The organism is Ructibacterium gallinarum, assembly GCF_014982785.1.
Taxonomy (GTDB): domain Bacteria; phylum Bacillota; class Clostridia; order Monoglobales; family Monoglobaceae; genus Ructibacterium; species Ructibacterium gallinarum.
Map to the genome: position 1 here is coordinate 72,569 of NZ_JADCKB010000003.1, position 21,852 is coordinate 94,420.

The following is a 21,852-nucleotide window of genomic DNA, read 5'->3' on the forward strand; positions in this document are numbered from 1 at the left end:
TAATCAGATACTTATCTTATATTTTACGGGATTTACCAAAGGTCTAATACTGCCATCCGGCATCCATATGTAAATCATCGCCTCAGAGGCATTGATCACATCGCAGCTAAGCTGTAATTCTGCCTCTGACGAGAAATCGTATTGCTTAACATCCGCAGAAACCAAGAATCCTTTATCATCTTTTACTGCCAAGATCACCATAGCAGTTGATTGCGGTTCTGTTCCAAAATAAAGTCCCTTGGCCGTATAGGTAACTTGCTTGTTTTCATCTTCTCCAGTCACCATCAGTTTATCATCCGTCCAATCATAATCATTATCCTGCATGCTCTCATAATATTTGTAATCCGTAATGGTTATAGTTCCCACTGCATTTTGTGCAGCCTGTCCATTTCCCATACCATTATAAAACGTAATACCATTAATATTGCCGCCATTTGTCTTGTTTCTTAAACTCTTATTGCGAACTGCTATCTGGTTGTTTACCCAAAGACTATAGGTCTGTCTTTCTTCATTAATTAGCAGTGAAAATTTCAACGTATTATCTTTCATACCAAAGTCATTTTCCCAGCCAAAAGTAGTCCATTCGCTGCCATCATATCCAGAAATTCTTCCACCATATTGCCATTCAAGTGTACACGCACTGCCACTTCCGGCATGCCAAATCTCAGCTTTAAAAAAAGTTGTTGTAACATCTTCTTTTTTTACAGTAAACTCAGTTACAAATGTTCCATGCGCCGGAGACAATGTCTGATTATCTGTACTATAAAGATAATAGGCATTGGGGACATTGGTTGAGGTATCTTTTTTCGTCAGTTTTAATTCTCCATGTTCTGCAACAGTCCATCCCGCGTTATAATTAAGCAGTAATACTGTTTTAGGAATGCTGTTTTTAAATTGATTAGAGTTCTTCATACTAATTAATTGCGGTATATCCAACTGACTATTTCTCTCGGCAACAGTAATATCAAATTCCTTGCTTCGTGTATTTTCCCCAGTACCTATTACCGCGGTAAGCCGCACCGTGGTTGGCTCATTGCACGGCGTTACCGTTCCATCCGCAGCAATTACATCCGGTTTATTTGAAGACCATTTTATTGGTGAATAATTTTCCCCATACGTGGGCAACTTTAAATTATCAATGATACTCCCGTCAGCAAAAGGCGGTATTACATATAAATCATCTTGAAGTAATGCGTCATAATCTGCATTTACTGTGTCAGCATCTGGTGCAAAATTTGTTGTATACATTTGATAATCTTCAATATAAATAGAAGAAAGTGAAGATTTTATATTATAAACCGTAGTACCCGTAGAGGTCATTGCTGTTCCAGACTTGAATTTATACGGATATTTATCATAAACAACAAGACGGTTATTGATCCACATACTGATTGTACCGCGAGAAGCGTTAACAGCCAGCGTTATTTTTGCCCGGGTCTGCGAATCATAACTAATATATGGAATCGTATAAACCGTCCCCTCTGTTCCTTCTGTATCTGAAACATAGATCGCCATTTCACCTGCCGCATACCATTCCAACTGAATATGCTGTGCACTGCCCCACATATTGATACGTGCAGCTTGCGCAATATCTCTGGTAATAACAAACTCCGTAACAAAATCTCCGGAAGTAGACGGATATGCAAAATATGCTGAATTCTCTTCTGCGCCATTTATGGTTCTAGTCAAACACAGTTTACCGTCTTCTACCGTTGCTGTCCCTCCTTTTGTATTAGTATATATCTTATCTTGCTCCGGATCCGCTCCGGTAATCAATGGATTTTCTCCTGAAAAATCAGCTTTTTGTAAAACATCTTTGATGATAGGCATACCATTGATTCTAGTACTTGTTGAAGGAACCATAAAAACAAATTGTTTTTCCGTTGCCTCTCCATTATACTCTAATTTGGCTGTCAATGTTACACTTTCATCTATCTCTGGCCGATTCAGACGTCCCTCAGAAGAAAGCACAGTTTCATTGCTGCTGGTCCATGTAATGACAGAACCACCGGCGCCGGTTGTAGGAAGCACTAAATCATCCATCAATATATTTTCTGTATCCCCAGGTAATGCTGGTATTGTCAATAAGCTTTCCATCGTCAATGCCTCCACATCAGCTGCTAAAGTTTCATCAAGGACTTCCTCTCCCGCAAAAGCCGCAATAGACATCAGCATAGAAATAATAACCAAAATTCCTATGACCTTTTGAAATACTGTTTTTTCCATTATAAAATCTCCTTTCAAAATAAAGAATTTTATCACAGATACCTCACCTTAGCAAAGCACAAGCTAATCCTCTATTAAGACAACCGCTTGTGCGTCATTGTCTTCCACAAGAACAAAAATTTTTGTTGCTTCTTCTTGACTTGTCTGATTCATAGTGACAATATCATCGGTCGAAGCTGAACTGATCGTTCCTCTCTGCCGATCATACATATAAACTGGTTGGCCATCTTCTTTCATTACCCTTGCAATTTGCTGCTGCTGATATTCATCAAAATATACCGTAATTTCATCAATCATTTGATTGACTTGAAAATCATAAAAATTCTGCTGCAAATCACGGATGATTCCATAATAGCCCTTTTCCTTTTCTCCGTAAGAAGAAAGGCCTTGAACACTTGCCAAAATATCAAGCTGCTCGATTCTCCCATATACATCTGTCGTATATCGTATCAAATCTCCCTGACGAAGTTTGTTTTTCACTTTCTCATATACATCACCAGCAGATTTTGTAGTAACACTTACTTTTTCCTTTTCGTTCAATAATTCCAGCGTATATACCAGACATCCTTCGTCTCCCCTTGCCGTACCAAGACTGGAGGAAATCCCTCCTACAATGCATATATCTGCTGTATCAGGTACAATGGTGGACTGAGAAGCGTCCATATATGCCGATATCAAAAGCACTTCCACCGGTTCTGCTTCCTGTCTACGCTGAATTTCATCAACTGGCAAAGATGAGCTATACATATCATGATACATATTCACACCATAAACCTCATTTGCCGTTGATTCATCCGCAAGCTGGACGCGTACATAATAATCATCCTCCTCATCGCAAAATTTGGGAAGACAAATAAACATAGTATTTTGGTCCGTCGCGTATCCTCTTTGCAATCCCTCTCCCCCAAATGACAAGATTTTCCCGTTAAAGTCACACTTATCCATTACAGAAGGAACAGCATAAGTTTCTATTTCCTTGACCTGGTTATTGGAATTGAGCTTTAATTTTACTACTTTACCAGCAATTTCATGTATATTTTGCTGATCAAAATGAGCGCCGTTCATTTTTACTTGATCCGTACATACATATTCTTTTAAAAGATCATTTTGAAAATTATAATATATCTTTTCATTTCCCGATTCCATCTTTACTTCTTTTTCCGGTTCCATTCCCTGCAACAGTCTTATCTTCAGCGTATTACTAAAGCTTCCCTCCACCGCCGCCTGTACAACATACCCGTAAATTTCACCGCTCTGCTCTGTCAAACTGCAAAGTCCAACCAATTTATCATTTGTATCAATGGCAAAAGTCCCTGAAGTTCCCAAAAGCGCTGAACCGCTGTCTATGTACTGATAAATAGAAAATGTTCCATCAGCCATTTTTAACAAAGAGTATTTCACCCCATCTATAGCAACCTCTTCTTCGTATACACTTTCAATCTCTCCAGTTACAGTTTTTTCCGATACAATAATTTTGGTATATTGGTCGTTTTCGCTCGCCATAACGGTAATTGCACATCCGGGTTTCATCTTGGTATACTCCATGGGATTTCCTTCCAGGTCAACAATATTGCAAATGTATTCCGGATCATCCCGGTTTACCCTTATACCATTTTTCCCTTTATATGTCTGCTTCCCTTCCAAATACAGCATTTCGGCATCTTCACTCACTCGACTGACAATAAAACTTTCGGTCTCTTCCACAATTAAAACATCTATTTTCCCGTTCTTATTATTATCTATCCCCCGATAGCACCCATTGTATATCTGCTTGGGTTTTTCTGCTAACCGACCGTTATAAACATAAGTAAATCCATCATCAAAATAATATTTTTTTAAGGTGTTATAGGCAGGATCTTGATAGACACCAATATAATCTGCTTTCAGCGTCACCATATCCGCTTCTGCTTCCCACCAGATATTGTTATTTTCAGCAATATGGATCTCCGCAATTTCATTGCGTCCTGTTTCGTCATTGTATCTTATCCAACCCTGTACAACATATCCCAGCAAATCTGAATAATCTTTGTTACAGTAATATACTGTATCTCCAATAAATACCTGATTTTCTGCCACAGAAATTTCATCGGCTATAGCCGAAACCCATTCCGTTTCAAGCAAAACGCCCTTTATTTCCTGCAGTTCCTGTGCTTCACTGTATAATTCATACAAAGTCTTATTTTCTGTATTCTTGATATATTCATCCCGCCCCACACTTTTTTCAAGCGGAATAATATCAAGGGTATTATAAATCATATTGCAAACCAGGCCTCTGGTAACATTACCCTCTATTCTTTCTACGTCTTTGACAATTCCCAACCTGTTTGCCTCTGCATAATAACCATTTGGGTATCCGCCAAGCTCATTTGCCGCAACATCGTAACCTGCGACACAGACTAAAATTTTTACCGCTTCATCGTATGTAACAAAAGCATCTGGGCGAAAAGTTCCTTCCACATCACCTGTTATAATCCCCATGCCTTCCGCCATAGAAATAAGGCCGCTTGCCCAATGCGATGACGGTACATCAAGAAATCTTGTTTCCTCCTGGTACAGTTCTACGTTGCCATACAACTTGAGCCGAAGTGCAATTGTGACAAACTCTGCTCTGGTAATAAAGTCGTCAAAATGCATATTGCCATCTTCATCACCCTCCATGATTCCCAAATCGCATACCCGCTGCCGTGCCAAACTGTCCATTTCTGATTCAGCAGCATAAACATACACCATAGAAGACAGCATCATACAGACTGTCAGTACAACAATGAGCCATTTTTTTACCATAACTTTAACCTCCTAAACCCACTTTTTACACGGTTCATCCTGCCACAATTAACATTTTATAGCCGCCAAAGATTCTATATCTTAACGAAAAAACGACTTAACACTGTTTACGAAAAAAGTCATGCCAGAGCAGTCAAATACATGGTATCCGGGCTGCTCCGGCTTACTTTCCCTTCTTATCGATTTAGGTAATCCTTATACGCCTGATTCATCAGTTTGACATATTCCTCAACACCTAGTTTTTCCATATTTGCAATATAATCATCCCAGCTTGCTTCAACATCTAGCCCGCTCAACATCCATTTCTGTGTTGTCTCTCGATTATAGGTTTCAATTTGAGTCGAAAGCTCCTGCATTGTATCTGCAATATCATCAGGAATCATGAATTGTGGGATCTGCTCTGTATAATAATTATTATTAACATATTCATCAATACCTTTTAAAGCAATTTCATTGGTCCACTGTTCTTCATACCAAAAATCTGCCCAATATCCAAAATACATCTGCGCCCCCAACTCCGATAAAGCAGAATATGGCGATAGTTCTGGATTATGGAGCACAAAATCAGTAAAGACAGGTTTCCCATCTACCATATTATAGCTCTTGCCTTCTATTCCAAAATTAGCCATTCTCCTTCCCTCTTCTGTAAACCAAAAATCAAAAAATTTCATAGTTTCTTCTTTATGCTTGTTGGTAGTAGACATTCCCCAACCACCACCGGATAACGGCTGGCGTGTTTCTGTTTCACGTATCACACCGTCTGGACCGGCAGGAGGGGTCATCGGCACAAAAGCAAAACCTTCTATTGTCTCAGGTAAACGATTATTATATTCTGCCGTAGATGCAAACCAATCATGCGTAATACCACCCAAATTATTTTCCAGCAATACATCACGGGCATTATTACCTCTGGTAAATATTTCGGGATCAATCAATCCTTCCTGATACCACCGTGCAATTTGCTTATATGCTTCTTTATATTCAGGCTGAATAGGTCCATATTTAATTTCGCCATTATCCAGATAGAAATCTTTGTACGCATTAAACAATATCAGCATACTCCATATTCCATCATTTCCCTCAGACGTACGGCTAAAATATGGAATTTCATCAGCCTGACCATTTCCATTTGGGTCCTGCTCTTTAAATGCCTTCATCACTGCATAAAATTCTTCCGCATTTTTTGGGGTTTGCAGTCCCAGTTTATCCAACCAATCCTGTCTGATAAACCACCCCCCGGCTGCCTTACCGTCTGCAATCATAGGAATAAAATATAATTTACCGTCAGAAGACATAGCGCTTTTTTTGATATCTGGATGTTCTTCAAAAAACTTTTTAATATTTGGAGCATATTGATCAATCAGCGGGTTCAAGTCCTCAAAAGCGCCTGCATTTCCATATTCAATAAATGGCTCCGATTCTACATACTGAACAATATCAGCAATATTTTTTGAAGAAATCATCAGATTAAGCGCTTGTGCCGCATCTGAAGAACTTTGTGAAACAACGCTTTTTAAAGAAATATTTGTCATTTCTTTTGCTTTTTGAAATACTTCATTATCCTCATCAAAGGTATAGCCATAATTAAGATAAAACAAACTCAGTTCCAACGGTTCCTTAGAAATAAGGTACGGCTTATCTTCTGTCGCCACACTATCTTTCGTTTCGTTTGTTTGATTACACCCTCCAAATCCTACTGTACAGCATACTGCAAGGATTCCCACAGCGGCGCGCTTCATCATTTTTTTGTAAGTACTCTTCATAAATTTTCACTCCTCTTATGTATTTTTATTATTTTACCCTTTGACAGCCCCAACGGTCATTCCCTTAATAAAATACTTTTGAATGAAGGGATAAAAGATAAGCATTGGAAGAATGGAAATGACAATCGTGGCATATATAAATGTTTCCTGGGATATTTTTTGTGTCATATCGACTTTAGAATCGCTAACAGCAGAGATCTCCACAATCATTTTTTTCAAAACGACCTGAAGTGGAACTTTGCTGTCCGTTTGTAGCAATACCATAGCCCAAAAATAACCATTCCAACGTGATACTGCGTAAAAAAGAGCAATTGTGGCTAACGATGGCATAGCCAATGGTAAGTAAATTTTAAATAAAATATATGGATCTCCAGCGCCATCCATTCTCGCTGCTTCTTCCAACGCATCAGGGATTCCTTCAAAATAGGTGCGCAATACGATCACATTAAATGTAGAAAGCGCAAAGGGGATTAAAATGGCCCACCTGGTATCTAGCATATTTAGATTTACAATATTCAAATAAGTAGGAATCGTTCCCGCCTGGAACCATAGTGTCAGCGAAATAAAAAAACCAAAAAAGCGCCGCCCCATAAGTCTCTTTTTAGATAAAGCATACGCGCCCAAGGTAGTCAATACCATACTGACGGCAACTCCTGCTACCGTATAAAAGATGGTGTTTGCATAGGAAATCCAGATTGAGGAATTAGACAAAACCCTACGATAACTTTCCGTTGTCAATCCTTTCGGCAGCAAAATTACATTACCACTCAAAACCTCCGATGAACTGCTAAAAGAAGCAGAAAGAATATAAATCAGTGGATACACGCATAAGACAGCAATCAATGTCAGTAATATATAATTGACTGCGCCAAGTATTTTCTCTCCTCTAGACTCTCTCACGTTATCCCTCCTTACCACAAACCTGTTTCAGCCAATCGGTTACTGAAATGATTGACGGTCAGAACCAGCACCAAAGCAATTACCGCATTAAAAAGCCCTACCGCAGTCGCATAATCATACTTTCCTTCCAAAAGCCCCGTACGGTACACAAAAGTACTGATAACATCAGCTGTTTCATAAGTAGCAGGCTGATACAATAAAATAATCGCCTCATAACCTACTTCCATAATTGTACCAAGTTTAAGAATAAACATAATAATAACGGTTGGCAGAATACCCGGGAGAGAAACATGCAGAATCTGTCTTAGTTTGCCCGCACCGTCAATAGATGCCGCCTCATATAATTCAGAATCCACGGCCGCAAGTGCCGCAATATATACGATGGAATTGTATCCTGTATCTTTCCAAATATTCATTAGCAAATAAATCCAACGAAAAGATTCTTTCTGCATCAAAAAATATTGTTTTTCTCCGCCTAGTTTGGCAATGATTATATTCACGATTCCATTGGAAGGTGCTAAAAAGCTGGTTACAATTCCAGTTACCACAACAATAGAAATAAAATACGGCAGATACGTCACTGTCTGCACCGTCTTTTTAAACCATTTGTTTTTCACTTCATTCAGCATAAGCGCAAAAATGACTGATAGCGGAAATGCAAAAACCAGATTCATTAAACTAATAATAATCGTGTTTTTTAATAAACGAAAAAAATAAGGACTTTCAAAAAAAGTTTTAAAGTGTTCCATCCCCACCCAAGGACTTTCGGTAATTCCTTTAAATAAATTGTAGTCCTTAAAAGCGATTTGCAAGCCATACATGGGCACATAAGCAAATAAAACATACCACAATAAAAAAGGAATTAAAAATATATACAACCATTTGTCCCGGATTAACCGGTTCATCAAGCCGTTTCTTTTTTTCATCATAATTACTGGCTCCTCCCGTATCATTTTATGTATTTTCATCATAGCAGGAAATTTGTGAAAAGTATATATATTATTTTTGCCATTATTGATTCTTTTTGACATTATCACAATAAAATCAACAAAAGCAATAAACGCATATGAAAAAAGCACGCAAGACAGCGTGCTTTTTTCATATGTTCAATCACCACTCGTAGGTTCATGTATTCCATGCTGATATTTCGCCGGAGGCATTCCCTCATAACGTTTAAAGAATCTTACAAATACCGAGGTATTATTAAAGCCACATCTCTCTCCCACTTCCTGCACTTTCATGCCTTGTGCCAAAAGACGTTTTGCTTCCTCCAACCGGTATTTTGCTATCACATCTTTAAAGTTCATATTTAATTCTCGTTTAAACAATCGACTGATATACGAAATAGACAAATTAAAGGTCTCTGACAAATCTGTAAGAGAAATATCTCTCGTAAAATTATTTTTTACGTATTCTAAAATACGGTTAATCAGCTTTTTGCTTTTTTGACAGCCGTCTTCTGAGAGATGTTCAAATATTTTTTCAAATAAAGCTTTCGTTGCCATCTCAAGATCCTGGTTTTTCTCCCTCAATCCAAATTCAAGATATAAAATACAGTCCTCTCCAAATATATCTTCCTGGCGAAAATTCATTTTATATAAAATACGTTTCATGGTCATGACGATGGATAATTTAAACTGAGAATAAATATCCCTCTCCTCTTTTTTGCCAGAAAAATTCCGTTCTATCAAAGAATGCAGTATCATATAAACTCGTTCTTTATTGCCGTCCAAAGTAGCTTCTATAATGCTCTGTTCTATTTCCAGTGGATAATACAAGTTGGAATTATGCCAGTCTTTCACATCGTCATAAGTCAAAACGCGCTGATTGCTCAAGGCAGACTGATATTCCATTACGGCCAAAGCATCTTCATAAGACACAGAAACATTTCGGGAATCGATGCACACTTTTCCAATTGCCGCAATTAAATTAATATCACATTCCACTTCAATAAATAAAATCAGTTGCATTAAAATACTTTTTAAATCAACATTTTTATCAGCATCGGCTATTAAGACCATGTTATGATATGAATAATCTATCAGTTCGAATTTACAATATTTTGAAAGTTCTCCCGCAATAATCTGTTGTATATTATTCTTCAAGTCAATTAATTCACTATTGCCTAACATCTGTGAGAGTCTAGAAAAATTTTCAAACTCAATAATACTGACACTGTATTCTCCTTTTAATACATCAATTTTATAGAGATCCGTTCCTTTCCTTCCCAAGTCCATATATCTGCTGTTATGAATCAATTCTTTTATGTAAGAAATTCGCATGCTGCTTTTGTGATCTCGTACCGTCCGGATCAATTCTTTGTTTGCATCAGCATATTTATGAATTGTCTTATCAAAAAATTCAAATTCATTGCCTACATATTCGCCGTCATATTCACTAAATCGTTTCACAGCATAATATACAGGCCGATATAGTATTTTGCTCGCAAGCACAGAAATTGCCAAAGCAATCATAAACACCAATAAAATAAGAGGCAAAATGCTAATAGGTGATACGCTTTGTTTCTGATAAAAATACCGGTACTGAAACCCGAAATAATTATCACCGTTGATAAACATTTCTTCTCCGTTTTTCATATTTTCATCATTCGTCATCTCGACAAGGATCGTACCGTCCTTGTCTGCAACGGAAACAATAACATTCGCACTGTTTTGAAATTTTCTAAGCATTTCCGCAACTTTATATTCCACAATAACAAAAATATGATTTTCAATACCAGAAAATAAAGGAGAAATAAAAAACACATTTTCTTTTTCTCCAGAAAGCTTAGGAAGCATATAAAAATCTTCACTACTTCCATTTTCTATATAACGTTTTAATGCGTCTGGATCTATGCTGGTCTGCTTTAGATAATCTGAACTTTCCATGATTTCAACGCTTCCAGTCATTACTTTCCCGCTTTTTGGAGAAAATATAGCCATTTCATAATCATAGTCATAAAACAGTCCAGTGTATGTTTTTAACAGCTCACGGATTTGTATCTCGGATAAATAATCATCGCCGCCTAAAAGATTATAGTTTAAAATTGCCTTCTCGCTTTTTAATTTCAGCGCAAGCCTGTATACAATATTAAAACTATTATCTAAATTACGCTTCGTCTGTTCCCGCAGGAGCTGATTACTATGTTCCAAATTCCGACTGTTCAGTTGATTGGTTTTAAATAAATAAACACTAAATATGACAGAAACAAATAAAACTGTTATGATAAGAAGGGTAGAAAGGATCCGATTATAATACTTCTTTTTATAAGTATAAATCATAGTCATGCTCCTTGATTATAGTGAATCTCATAATAAATATTATATCATTGCCGCTCAGGTTCGTCAATTGAGCATTTTTGCACTTAGACAAAAAAAGCAAATTTTAAGCATATAATAGCCGATAAAACAGTGACTACACTAACCGTGTCAGTGAGCTACGCTACAAATTAAATGTAAATATATCTTTCTATGCTCTTTTGATCTCTCCCTACTACACTCAACGCTAAAATGCACAGTATAATACAATAAAAAGTATTTTATGCCTGCATCTAATTATCAAAAATTTAACCAATATTTTAAAACCCTCTAGCTTTCCTCTGCCAAAACGTGAAAATGCAAACACGGCTTTTAAAGAAATGAAACGTTCTTCAATCTGCTTTTAGCAAATAGATAGGTCAAAATCTATATTGGACAGTCCCTAACTCAAAACTGGTAAAGGAACTTCAAAAAACAATACTCAACTTGAGGATAAAAATCTTATATTAAAAAGTAATTGACCTCTTTCAGTCATTACTTGCACAACGAATAACAGCTGTACATTAGCTTCGAATTCTGCATAATCTAAAAGAACTATGCAATGTTCTGTGGAGCAACAGAAAAACTTGCTATAAATTCTCCCTGTATAAGGCGGAGCAAAGTATTATTACGCAGTTAACCCGCATGGTGTTGCCGTAAAACTTAGACATCACGACAGACCAGACACATGGAAGGATAAGTTGAAATAAGAGACAAAATCCAAACTGTATTAGACTTTAAATGCTATCAAAGGATTTTTCACATACGAGATAAGTATCATTTTTTAGCTACAAACCAATCTTATGATAAAATTCCGTATTTTTTTCAATGCTTTGCGTCTTCGCCAGGATAATTTCTCCCGATTCGCCTATCTTGTTTTTAATTCTTTGTCGGTTTCGCAGGCACCGATCAACCCAAGCAACGGGCAGCAGATATGGATGCTTCTTGATATAGTCATACTTATCCCGAATTGCTTCTGCCGGAGGGAATAATACATTACATAGTGCGCGGAAACGCACAAACCTTTTTTCTCTAAAACGGGCATGCCGAATGACTGCCTCGCTTTGTCTTTTTCCTTCTTTTCCAAAAACGCCGGCCTCCATCGTGAAATCAAAAAAATCTGCAACCACTTCCCGCTCTGGTTCACTGAGTTTAAACGGAACCATAACCCCAAACCATTTTTGCACACAAAAAATTGTCAAAGCAAAAAATCGCCCAAGCCCTAGATTCTCAAATTCTTTCATAATCCACTGCCAATTGAACGCTTCACTTTCCGATTTCAAAAGAAAAGCCAAATCCAGATACATGCGAATACCTGCACCAGAACTATAAATATGCTTCGCAATATGTGCAACAAGATAAATAAAATGAAATTCTGGTGTAAGCTTCCACCGGTGACCGCTCTCTTGGTAGGCATGATTCCAAAGTCCTTCAAAATATTCTTTTTGCGCTCCGTTTTGAGTAATATTAATAGTCATAATACTGGTATGGATTTCATAATGCTCACAGCCCTTTTGATAACTATATACCTCGCCAAAGTCAACTTTCGCTGTATAGCCTAAGCGAAGCATCAGAGCATGGCACCGCTCGCGATCCTCTTTATGAATAATAATGTCAATATCCCCAAAGGTTCTTAATTCAGGAATCGCATAAAAATCCTTCACAACAATTCCCTTAAACGGAATATAGTCAATTTTTTCATTTTCCAGTTCCTGTAAAAGGCGCTGGCAGCCAAATTCTCGTTTAACCATGCGGCTCACCGTCATGGCATAGAGCTGTTCTGAAAGAACAAACATTTCCTTTTCATCGGGATCCGTCGGAGCATACCGGTTATAATATTCCCAAACCTTATACCCAGCGATTCCTAAAACATTATGAATTTTGGCCAGATAGAGTACCCCAGCATTATTTTTCCGAAACACCTGCATAAATTCGGGTTCCAGACATTTTTGGTATAAAAACGCATTTAAAATGCGCATCAGCAGTTCAGCGCTTGTATTCATAACTCACTATTTTCCTTCCTGCCATGCAGTAATTTCCTGTCTAATATATCCTAAACGCAAGAGTTTCTGCTTGACCTGCTCAACATCCAAAATTTGGGTGTTATTGGAATTAAACTCCGTAAGCAAGTTACGGCTCTCATCTCCTTCTTTGAAGTACTTATCGTAATTCAGATCCCGTTTATCAGAAGGCACACGGTAAAAATCCCCCAAATCTTCAGCGTGGGCACACTCTTCATTGGTAAGAAGGGTTTCATACATCTTTTCACCGTGCCGAATGCCAATGACCTTAATCTCATTGTCAGCGTGAAACAACTGTCTCACCGCTTCAGCCAGAACACCAATCGTGCAAGCTGGCGCTTTTTGCACCATAATATCCCCGCTTTGCGCATGATCGAAAGCAAACATTACCAGTTTGACCGCCTCTTCCAAAGACATAATAAACCGGGTCATTTCAGGTTCAGTTACGGTCAGCGGATGACCGGCTTTGATCTGTTCAATAAAAAGCGGAATCACCGAACCCCGAGAGCACATCACATTGCCATACCGGGTACAGCAAATCATGGTTTTTTCCGGAGCAACCGTCCTGGATTTGGCAACAACCACCTTTTCCATCATGGCTTTTGATGTTCCCATGGCGTTAACTGGATAGGCCGCCTTATCGGTAGAAAGGCAAATGACCTTTTTCACTCCTTCTGCAATTGCAGCTGTAAGCACATTATCCGTTCCAATCACATTGGTTTTGACCGCTTCCATGGGAAAAAACTCGCAAGACGGTACCTGTTTTAGGGCAGCGGCATGAAAAATATAGTCCACACCGTGCATGGCATTTTCCACACTTTGCAAATCACGGACATCTCCAATATAAAATTTCAGTTTATGAAATAGTGCAGGATATTTTGCCTGATATTCGTGGCGCATATCATCCTGTTTTTTCTCATCCCGGGAAAAAATACGGATTTCAGCAATGTCCGTATTTAAAAATCCATTGAGCACAGCATTTCCAAACGACCCCGTTCCCCCAGTAATCAAAAGTGTTTTATCTTTCAACATGGCTATTTGCTCCTTTGTATGTTTATTTTAACCTTACCCAGCATGGACAATACCAAATTTTTTTCATAAGAATTCATTCCTTTCCAGAACATCAAACACATATATGTACCTGCCATGATTGAACAATGCATTGTCAACCCAGCCCATCCGTCTATTTTCAATAATTTAACCGCAACACCGGCTAAAACACAGCCGAAAATACAAGGTAGAATACCCTTAAATAAACCTTTATAGAATCGCGGCATGGATATACCGATATACTTTGTAAATACAATATTTTGCACCCCAACATTACCAACCAAATATGTGATAGCAGTGGCAATAGACGCACCCAACAACGGATTCCATTGTATCATGATGGCCGTTAGAACAATATTGGAAAGAGCAACGATAATCTGTAGTAATGCTTGTACTTTATGCCGGTTCATAGCCCATAAAATTTGTCCCCCCATGGCTTGCGATAACGAAAATACCAAGGGAAACATAATAATAACACCCACATAATACGCCTGAGAATTTTCTTCTCCTGCCCACAATTTCACAAAATCATTGCCAAACACAACAAATATACAATATATCAAACTCAAAAGCATAAAAACGACTCTTCCAATTCTGATCATTTCTTTTTCAATATATACCGGACTTTCTTTTTGCTCCACCATTTTTACCACACCAGGCATTAACAATCCGTTGACACTGGAAGCAAAGCTCTGTAGATACGTGCCAAATTGTGCTCCGATCGCATAAATTCCAATAATAACTGCAGACGATGTCAACATAATGCCCATTAATACCTGATCCACCATTGCATTTAACTGTGTTGCAATCATTTGAACAAATACAATAAATGAAAAAGAAAAAACTTCTTTTATAAACGATAAATCTACTTGTTTTGCTATAGGTTTTACTTTAATATATTTTATGTTATATACAACAGCCAACAAAGAGAACAATACCGTCATCAAAAGGTTAATTGTCAAAATAGCTATGGCACGCCCTCCGAATTTTAAGACAACAATGGAAATAAGCACTCTTAAACAAATTTTGATAATATCAGCTGTCTTGGAAAAAGTGAATTTCTCATAGGCCAAAATGGTTTTATTTAAAGGGGATGAAACCAATGTAATAGCCATATTTATCAATGTAATGAAAAACATAATTTTGGCTTTTTCTATCTGTTCGTCACTTAAACCTACTCCAAAAATAATGGGAAAATTTGCTTTCAAAACCAAACCAACTATAAGCATAAGCAATCCCATCAATGCATAAAACAGCAATGAAACAAACATCACGTTTCCCTGTTTGATGGCATTACCATTCACGCGATACTTTGCCATATATTTCACAATCGAATTACCAACACCCATATCAAATAAATATAAATACGCCGCAACCGAATTAACCAAACTATAAACGCCATATTCCGCTTGTCCGAACGACCGTATCAAAAACGGAGTAAAAAATATACTTGAAAAAATTTCTAAAGCCATAAAAATATATGATAGCACTACCCCTTGTTTTCTCTGGCTTGCCATGAAACAAACACCTCAGTTTTTATATTTTATCACACGTCCCGGAATTCCTGCCACAATTGCATTTTCTGGAATTTGTTTACCTGTTATAACGGTCTTTGCCGCACAAACTGCGTTATCCCCAATGACACTGCCTTTTAAAATTGTGCAGTTTTGGGCTATCCAAACATTTTTTCCGATTACAACCTTTTTCACAATATCAGGCTGCGTATGATAATTATCTCCAGCCTTTGTTCCATGATCCATATCAATAATATAGGTATACGGTGCAATGCCGGTTTTGCTCCCAATCGTAATTCCTCCGTCTTTGGACGCCAAAAGATAACATCCGTGATTAATTCTTACATCATCACCGATCACAATGGGTCCATCTCCATCTAGTATAATATCACCCCGAAAGCAAACATTTTTTCCAATCACAATATTGGAATTTCTTAGTTCCACTTTTCCCATAAAAACTGTATCACGGACAACTTGTCCAGTTTTTTCCTTGAATAATCTTTTATAATATATAATTCTTCCTTTATTTTTTACTTTTTCCATAAAAACAGCTATTTTCAACAAGGCAATCCGACTCCTTATTTTAATATTATTTCCTTCAAATCCCCGCAGAATTGTTGATCAAGAACAGCAATCTTTTTTCTGCCGTCATAAGCATCATGAAAATCTATTTTCAATATTGCCTCTGCAATTTTCTCCGGCGTTTGTTCTTCATAATAATATACGTCTTTTCCAATGGCAGATGTTTCAATGGCAGGAATACGAACCGTTACTACCCGCAGCCCATTTGCCATATACGACAATATTTTTGACGGGAAAGAGGTATCATTAAAAGACGCATCGGGATTTTGGGTGCTTAATCCAATATGACATTTTTGTATAAATTGAATATATTCTTCTCCCGCAAGCAAGCCATCATAACTGATGGCCGCCTTTGTTTGTGGGACAGTTTCTAAAACCAAATCTTTAATCTTTTGGATTTCTTGCTCACTTCCAAAGCCTAAGATATGTACATGATAGTTTTCCGGCAGCCATTTTGCCGCTGAAATTGCCGCTGCCGCACCTCCTTTTTTGGAGTCAAATGTTCCTGCATAAACAACATGAATTTTATTATCTTGAAAGGAAACATTACGCTTTGGCTCCACGTGATATGTCCCATGAATGACGGCATAGGGTTTATGCTCAACATTAATCAAATCATTCAGTAATTTGGTCGGGAAAATATAACCATCAGCCAACCGAAAATCTCTATATTCGCGTTTATTTTTAATGAATCCAAGGTTTTGTACGTTTTGGTAAATCTCTTCTACCTCGAGGATCATTTTAAATTTTTTTAGTTTTTTTGCCCAAAAAACAGCATTTCCATACCCAACACTATGATACACCAATACCTTTTCATTTGTTTCTGTATGTAAAATAAGATAAACGAATAAAACTGCTTGCATAAAATAACTGCTTATTCTTCTTAAAATCTTATTAGAACCAGGTATACAAGGGAATAACGTTAACATGGTATGCTCTGATAAAAAAACTTTTTTCCCTTTGCAAAAGCGATTACCTTGGGATTCGGAAATCGAAATAATATTGACATCCATACCACTTTGATTGAATGCCTCACATATGTAATCAATTTTATTTGTAGCGGCTAAAACATATTTTCTATTTTCATCTGAATAAGGAAGGTCATAATATGCAATCAATTTTATGTTCAATCCAGAACACCCCGTTTTTTTAAAATTTCTTTATGCTGTAATATAGTATCCGCACTAAATCTTTCTCGAAGTTTTGCCAGTGGTACTCCTGTATATATACTATAGGGAGGCACATCATGTGTTACAACAGCACCAGCACCTATAATACTTCCTTCCCCAATTGTAACATTTTTTAATATGATTGCATTTGCCCCTATCCATACATCATCTTGAATGACAACCAAACCGTCTTCTCCCTCTTGCTTTGTAAGTTCTTTCATCCATTTTCCAACAACACTAAATTTGTGATTTCCGCCATGAATATGAACTCCCGGTCCAAACATAACATGATCTCCAATATGTATTTTCCCATGCATAGATTGAAAACAAGCATTTGCTCCAATATATACATCATTGCCAATCCATATGTTTTTATATGTAAAAATTCCACTTTTCCCAATATAAACATCAGCGCCGCAATATTCAAACAATGACATTTGATAAACTTTCACACAATGCCAAAAGAATCTCTGTGCTGCTAGGAAAATTCTTCCCAAGAATCGAATAAAATATTTCATTAAGCTAACACCCTTTGATTTTTTTTTTGATAATAATCCCGTATATATGGATAAAACACTCCATATACTAATGCAATAGAATCAGTAGCATTATTTTGCCCATAAATGATACACATAGAAAGAAAAATCGGGATTGTCAGACTTCTACCATATCTTATCCATTTACCTTTTTCCCGATAAGGAAGTACTAAAATTGTCAAGTTAAAAATACCTCCCAAAATCCCAAAAATGGCAAAAGTATCTATAACATGAGAATGTTGGCCAAAAGAAAACCACTCTTGCTCATCAGCCGCGATAATTCCCATAAGGGGATGTGCAAAGAAAGTTTCAACAGAACTTAATAAGGTTGGTAGCCTGTCACTTTGCATTTCTTCCTGTATCCCTTCTAATATTGATCCTTGAAATTCTAACAATCTCTCTGCAGTTCTTCCTGATGGCGCAATTTGTAAAATAAAGTCAATAATATAATTTAAAATATCTTTTCCCCAAAAAAGAAAAATGCTAACAAAAACCAAACCCATAAGTACAGCAAAAGCTTTGTTTTTATTATCGACCGTTTTCTCCAACACAACAGTCAGCACACATCCTAAAAACGTTGCAATTAGTGCCGTCATATAATTGGACAAAATAATGGTCGGAACAATAATGCAAAGCCCAGCAGCTACTAATATTTTTTTTAACCACTTCCGCTCACGCAAAAAAACATAGGTCAAAATAATACTACAAGGCACAAGGGTATAAATTAAACTATATCCCCCTATTCCCTGCCGAAGTGTATCATATGATTCCTCTCCACTTTTAATATTCCTGGAAATATACGGCTGCTCAATTAATGCCATTTGTGTTATAAAAGTTGTAATGATAAGCAAAACAACCACTACAATCAATACATTATTTAATACATATAATCTATTATGAACTTTATAATAGTGATAAATCAATGGTGCCATAGGAATCAGTGTAAGATCGGCATACCTGTTTCCAAATATTCCTGCACCAAGCATATATGGGATTAAAATAGAGTACAAAACAAATAGAATTGCTCCTGTTACCTTCCATGAACCATTTAGAAAAAAATTTCTATCTTCTAAAAAAGAATAAAAAAACCAAATACAGAGGCAGGGAAAAGTAACCGCAATAGATGGAACATATGTTGTTAACGGAGGAAAACAAGCAAAAGAAAAGCACAGCAGCAAAACTGCTGTTGGAATTAAGTCATTTGCTTTTAAAACGATATGTTTCATTGCGCTCACATCCAGTTATCAAAATACGAATATACTTCATCTATTTGCTGTATAATTGTTTCTTCATTCAATTTTTGATCAATCAATTTCTTGGCCTCATGTCCCATTCTTTTCCGCAAATTCTCATCTGCAATTAAAATCCTCAACTTCGTTATATATTCTTCTATTTGATTATCCACCAAAAATCCTGATTTTCCGTCACTGACAATTTCCGGTATTCCTCCCACATTTGTTGCAATAACGGGTAATCCGACCCCTGACGCTTCTACCACCGAATTACATAAAGTCTCATGCCATGTACATAAAACGAAAATATCACAACCCAGTAAAATAGATCGCACATCCTGCTGATATCCCATAAAAAAAACCTGGGTTGATTTATCAGCCGCTGAAATTACTGATTTCATATGTCCTAAATACGAACCTTCCCCAACAATAATAAATTTAATATTAGAATCCCACCAATGTTCAACTATCATTTTTAAAAGGGTGGCAAATCCCTTTTCTATTTCAATTCGTCCTGTGGAAACAATCAAAATATCTTCATCGGAAAATCCCATATTTTTTCTAAAGTCAGATTGCATTTTACCTCTCTCTCCAGGTAAATTATAAATGGTTCCATAATATTTCTTGGTATATTTTTGACTCCTTTTCCAACTTGAGACATAATCACTGACACCATACACTATAGCAGCATTTTTTAAAGTAATTACTTCTATTGCCTTCATCACAATTCGTTTGTACCAAGGAAAAAAAGCTGCCTCCAAAGAACTTCCATGAATCGCCAAAATAGTATTTTTAATACCGGCTAATTTAGAAGCCAACATACTATACCATCCTACCAGTTCCAATCCTGCATAATGGACAATATCCGGTTGCGTCTCTCTAATACTCTTGACCATTTTCCAAAGTTTAAAGATATTTAAAATCCCCAAACGTCCTTTCGGTATAATAAGAGGGACAAATTCATATTTTTCTTTTAACTTACTTTCCATAATTCGCCGATGGCTAATATACGGTCCTCCGTTTTGCCCGCCTTCACGAAAAGTAATCATAATTTTGGGTTTTCTTTTTTCGCTCATGATTCACTCCGTATAACCACTATAATCTTTATTTGACTCCATAAAATTTCTTCAACGCCTTGTCCTTTTGTTCATATTCTAAATGCCCAAGATGCAAGGATTCCTTTTTAATTTTTTCGAAATATTCCTCACTGGTTTTAATAATATGGGCTGGAACACCACCTACCACGCTATGATCTGGTACATCCCTGGTAACTACAGCCCCCGCCGCAATAATACACTGATTGCCTATTTTAACGCCAGGCATGATCATGCTCCGCGTACCAAAATATACATAATCTCCTACCACAATAGGCTTGGTAATTTCTAAATCAGGAACCAAATGCCTAAAAAGCAATGTTCCGCCATCATGTGTAACAAATTTAACTTCATCCGTAATGTGAACATGGTTTCCCAACGTAATACACCAGGGTTCCGTACCAAACATTTTAGATGGATTTCCATATATATGTATATCTTCTCCAAAATTTAAACCTATCCACCGCAAATATCCGACGCGATCAAAGCGAGCTAAAATTCTGCCATATATTTTTCGAATCAATCGCATAATTTTCATAAATCTTCACCTAATTTAATAAAAATCTTTTGCATTTCATCAATATAGCCATGATAATCAAACATGTTCCGGTTTACATTTTTCTTTATATCTTTTAAGGCAGACATATCTTGATTCAATATCTGCGGCAAGGATGTTTCTATCTCTCCTTCAAGAAAAAAACCGTTTTTTCCATTTACAAGATAATTTTCCAGATCGCTTGTCCGATTTGTAATAACCGGGGTACCGCAGGAAATACTTTCAACAAATTTTGTAGGAAACCCCGCCATTGTCACCCTGGTAATATCTCTGTAAAAAATAGAAAAATCTGCTTTTTTTATGGCATCTATGACTTGTAAATGCGGAATCCTTCCTAAAAATAATACTTTCTTATCAAGTTCCTTTAAATTGATCTCATCTTCTGGATGGTTTTTCAAATACTCAGCCTTGGTCAACCCGATTATCTGAAACACAAAGTTCTGGTCTACTTTTGTTAATCCTAAAACGACTTTATGGAGCTGATCTTTACTTCTTCCCGGAGAACCCGCATACACCAATTGTAAAAAGGGTTGATCATCTACTAGCTTTTTTTTCCATTTTCCCTCTTCCATATCTACTAAAGGGGGGATCAAAGCAACCGGCAATTTCTCTCTATAATATTTTTTCAAATAGCTGCTGATTACAATCATTCCATCCAACTTAGGATGAATCACATTCATTCGCAAATAAGAATCGATTCCACGTAGAATTTTTGAAACAATATTACAACCCTGACAGCCATACCATTCTGTACAGTCAGCAATCACGGAAATATTCCTTTTTTTGCAAAACCGCAACAAACGATATAGCGCAACAGATGGAAAATCATATGCAATAACCCATTTTATGCTTGAATCATTCTGATATATTTTCTTAAAAGCGTCAATGCTTACGAATCTATGTATGCTACATCCTCTTGACCATCTTTCAAAGCCTTGACAAGGTATATTTTTTTGGCACACTGTCGACCTGCATTTTCTGTCTATATCTATAAAAACAACTCGATAACCAATTTCACTAAGTATTTTAGCATTTGATATAACTCTGTGTGCGGCTGCATTTTTATCAGGCAATTCAAATCCACCAATATAAACTACAGTTTCTTGTGCCATCTACAATTCTCCTATCT

Annotated in this window: 16 protein-coding genes; all 16 read right to left on the minus strand. The window is 36.9% G+C overall.

All coding sequences use genetic code 11. From position 1 onward, the window contains the following. Positions 1–3: 3 nt before the first annotated feature. Complete coding sequence (locus INF28_RS02450; protein ID WP_226391887.1) at positions 4–2,226, minus strand: immunoglobulin-like domain-containing protein; 2,223 nt, start codon at positions 2,224–2,226, stop codon at positions 4–6. A 63-nt stretch (positions 2,227–2,289) separates the two neighbouring features. Beyond that, positions 2,290–5,010, minus strand: coding sequence for an S-layer homology domain-containing protein (locus INF28_RS02455; RefSeq protein ID WP_226391888.1), 2,721 nt, complete (start codon positions 5,008–5,010; stop codon positions 2,290–2,292). Positions 5,011–5,186: 176 nt separating this feature from the next. After that, on the minus strand, positions 5,187–6,773 hold the full coding sequence (locus INF28_RS02460; RefSeq protein ID WP_226391889.1) for an extracellular solute-binding protein: 1,587 nt from the start codon (positions 6,771–6,773) through the stop codon (positions 5,187–5,189). A gap of 33 nt (positions 6,774–6,806) precedes the next feature. Beyond that, on the minus strand, positions 6,807–7,673 hold the full coding sequence (locus tag INF28_RS02465; protein ID WP_226391890.1) for a carbohydrate ABC transporter permease: 867 nt from the start codon (positions 7,671–7,673) through the stop codon (positions 6,807–6,809). Positions 7,674–7,684: 11 nt separating this feature from the next. Beyond that, positions 7,685–8,602 carry an ABC transporter permease gene (locus tag INF28_RS02470; RefSeq protein WP_226391891.1) on the minus strand — a complete coding sequence of 306 codons (918 nt, stop codon included), beginning with the start codon at positions 8,600–8,602 and terminating at the stop codon, positions 7,685–7,687. A 177-nt stretch (positions 8,603–8,779) separates the two neighbouring features. Continuing rightward, positions 8,780–10,954: a helix-turn-helix domain-containing protein gene (locus INF28_RS02475; protein WP_226391892.1), complete on the minus strand. Its 2,175-nt coding sequence runs from the start codon at positions 10,952–10,954 to the stop codon at positions 8,780–8,782. Between the two features lie 803 nt (positions 10,955–11,757). Then, complete coding sequence (locus tag INF28_RS02480; protein WP_226391893.1) at positions 11,758–12,972, minus strand: nucleotidyltransferase domain-containing protein; 1,215 nt, start codon at positions 12,970–12,972, stop codon at positions 11,758–11,760. 6 nt (positions 12,973–12,978) lie between these two features. Continuing rightward, positions 12,979–14,022, minus strand: coding sequence for a nucleoside-diphosphate sugar epimerase/dehydratase (locus tag INF28_RS02485; protein WP_226391894.1), 1,044 nt, complete (start codon positions 14,020–14,022; stop codon positions 12,979–12,981). 2 nt (positions 14,023–14,024) lie between these two features. Beyond that, positions 14,025–15,512 (minus strand): oligosaccharide flippase family protein, encoded by a 1,488-nt coding sequence (locus tag INF28_RS02490; RefSeq protein ID WP_226391895.1) that lies wholly within the window; start codon positions 15,510–15,512, stop codon positions 14,025–14,027. 57 nt (positions 15,513–15,569) lie between these two features. Next, positions 15,570–16,007 carry an acyltransferase gene (locus tag INF28_RS02495; protein WP_226391896.1) on the minus strand — a complete coding sequence of 146 codons (438 nt, stop codon included), beginning with the start codon at positions 16,005–16,007 and terminating at the stop codon, positions 15,570–15,572. 125 nt (positions 16,008–16,132) lie between these two features. Further along, on the minus strand, positions 16,133–16,999 hold the full coding sequence (locus INF28_RS02500) for a glycosyltransferase (RefSeq protein WP_226391897.1): 867 nt from the start codon (positions 16,997–16,999) through the stop codon (positions 16,133–16,135). 263 nt (positions 17,000–17,262) lie between these two features. Further along, positions 17,263–17,823, minus strand: coding sequence for an acyltransferase (locus tag INF28_RS02505; RefSeq protein WP_226391898.1), 561 nt, complete (start codon positions 17,821–17,823; stop codon positions 17,263–17,265). Beyond that, positions 17,823–19,067 carry a hypothetical protein gene (locus tag INF28_RS02510; protein WP_226391899.1) on the minus strand — a complete coding sequence of 415 codons (1,245 nt, stop codon included), beginning with the start codon at positions 19,065–19,067 and terminating at the stop codon, positions 17,823–17,825. The genes INF28_RS02505 and INF28_RS02510 overlap by 1 nt, the downstream gene beginning before the upstream one ends. 5 nt (positions 19,068–19,072) lie before the next feature. Then, entirely contained in the window at positions 19,073–20,149 is a 1,077-nt protein-coding gene (locus INF28_RS02515; protein ID WP_226391900.1) for a glycosyltransferase, read from the minus strand. Between the two features lie 28 nt (positions 20,150–20,177). After that, positions 20,178–20,705, minus strand: a complete 528-nt coding sequence (locus tag INF28_RS02520) for an acyltransferase (RefSeq protein ID WP_226391901.1) — start codon at positions 20,703–20,705, stop codon at positions 20,178–20,180. Further along, positions 20,702–21,835: a glycosyltransferase gene (locus tag INF28_RS02525; protein ID WP_226391902.1), complete on the minus strand. Its 1,134-nt coding sequence runs from the start codon at positions 21,833–21,835 to the stop codon at positions 20,702–20,704. Before INF28_RS02525 ends, INF28_RS02520 begins: the two co-directional genes overlap by 4 nt. Positions 21,836–21,852: the final 17 nt, after the last annotated feature.

Excerpts from the sequence above, each read along its gene's own strand:
- INF28_RS02485 (WP_226391894.1), bottom strand. The coding sequence starts at position 14,022 with ATGTTGAAAGATAAAACACTTTTGATTACTGGGGGAACGGGGTCGTTT.
- INF28_RS02505 (WP_226391898.1), bottom strand. The coding sequence starts at position 17,823 with ATGAAATATTTTATTCGATTCTTGGGAAGAATTTTCCTAGCAGCACAG.
- INF28_RS02470 (WP_226391891.1), bottom strand. The coding sequence starts at position 8,602 with ATGATGAAAAAAAGAAACGGCTTGATGAACCGGTTAATCCGGGACAAA.
- INF28_RS02495 (WP_226391896.1), bottom strand. The coding sequence starts at position 16,007 with ATGGGAAAAGTGGAACTAAGAAATTCCAATATTGTGATTGGAAAAAAT.
- INF28_RS02515 (WP_226391900.1), bottom strand. The coding sequence starts at position 20,149 with ATGAGCGAAAAAAGAAAACCCAAAATTATGATTACTTTTCGTGAAGGC.
- INF28_RS02490 (WP_226391895.1), bottom strand. The coding sequence starts at position 15,512 with ATGGCTTTAGAAATTTTTTCAAGTATATTTTTTACTCCGTTTTTGATA.
- INF28_RS02455 (WP_226391888.1), bottom strand. The coding sequence starts at position 5,010 with ATGGTAAAAAAATGGCTCATTGTTGTACTGACAGTCTGTATGATGCTG.
- INF28_RS02520 (WP_226391901.1), bottom strand. The coding sequence starts at position 20,705 with ATGAAAATTATGCGATTGATTCGAAAAATATATGGCAGAATTTTAGCT.
- INF28_RS02450 (WP_226391887.1), bottom strand. The coding sequence starts at position 2,226 with ATGGAAAAAACAGTATTTCAAAAGGTCATAGGAATTTTGGTTATTATT.
- INF28_RS02475 (WP_226391892.1), bottom strand. The coding sequence starts at position 10,954 with ATGATTTATACTTATAAAAAGAAGTATTATAATCGGATCCTTTCTACC.
- INF28_RS02510 (WP_226391899.1), bottom strand. The coding sequence starts at position 19,067 with ATGAAACATATCGTTTTAAAAGCAAATGACTTAATTCCAACAGCAGTT.
- INF28_RS02500 (WP_226391897.1), bottom strand. The coding sequence starts at position 16,999 with ATGCAAGCAGTTTTATTCGTTTATCTTATTTTACATACAGAAACAAAT.
- INF28_RS02460 (WP_226391889.1), bottom strand. The coding sequence starts at position 6,773 with ATGAAGAGTACTTACAAAAAAATGATGAAGCGCGCCGCTGTGGGAATC.
- INF28_RS02480 (WP_226391893.1), bottom strand. The coding sequence starts at position 12,972 with ATGAATACAAGCGCTGAACTGCTGATGCGCATTTTAAATGCGTTTTTA.
- INF28_RS02525 (WP_226391902.1), bottom strand. The coding sequence starts at position 21,835 with ATGGCACAAGAAACTGTAGTTTATATTGGTGGATTTGAATTGCCTGAT.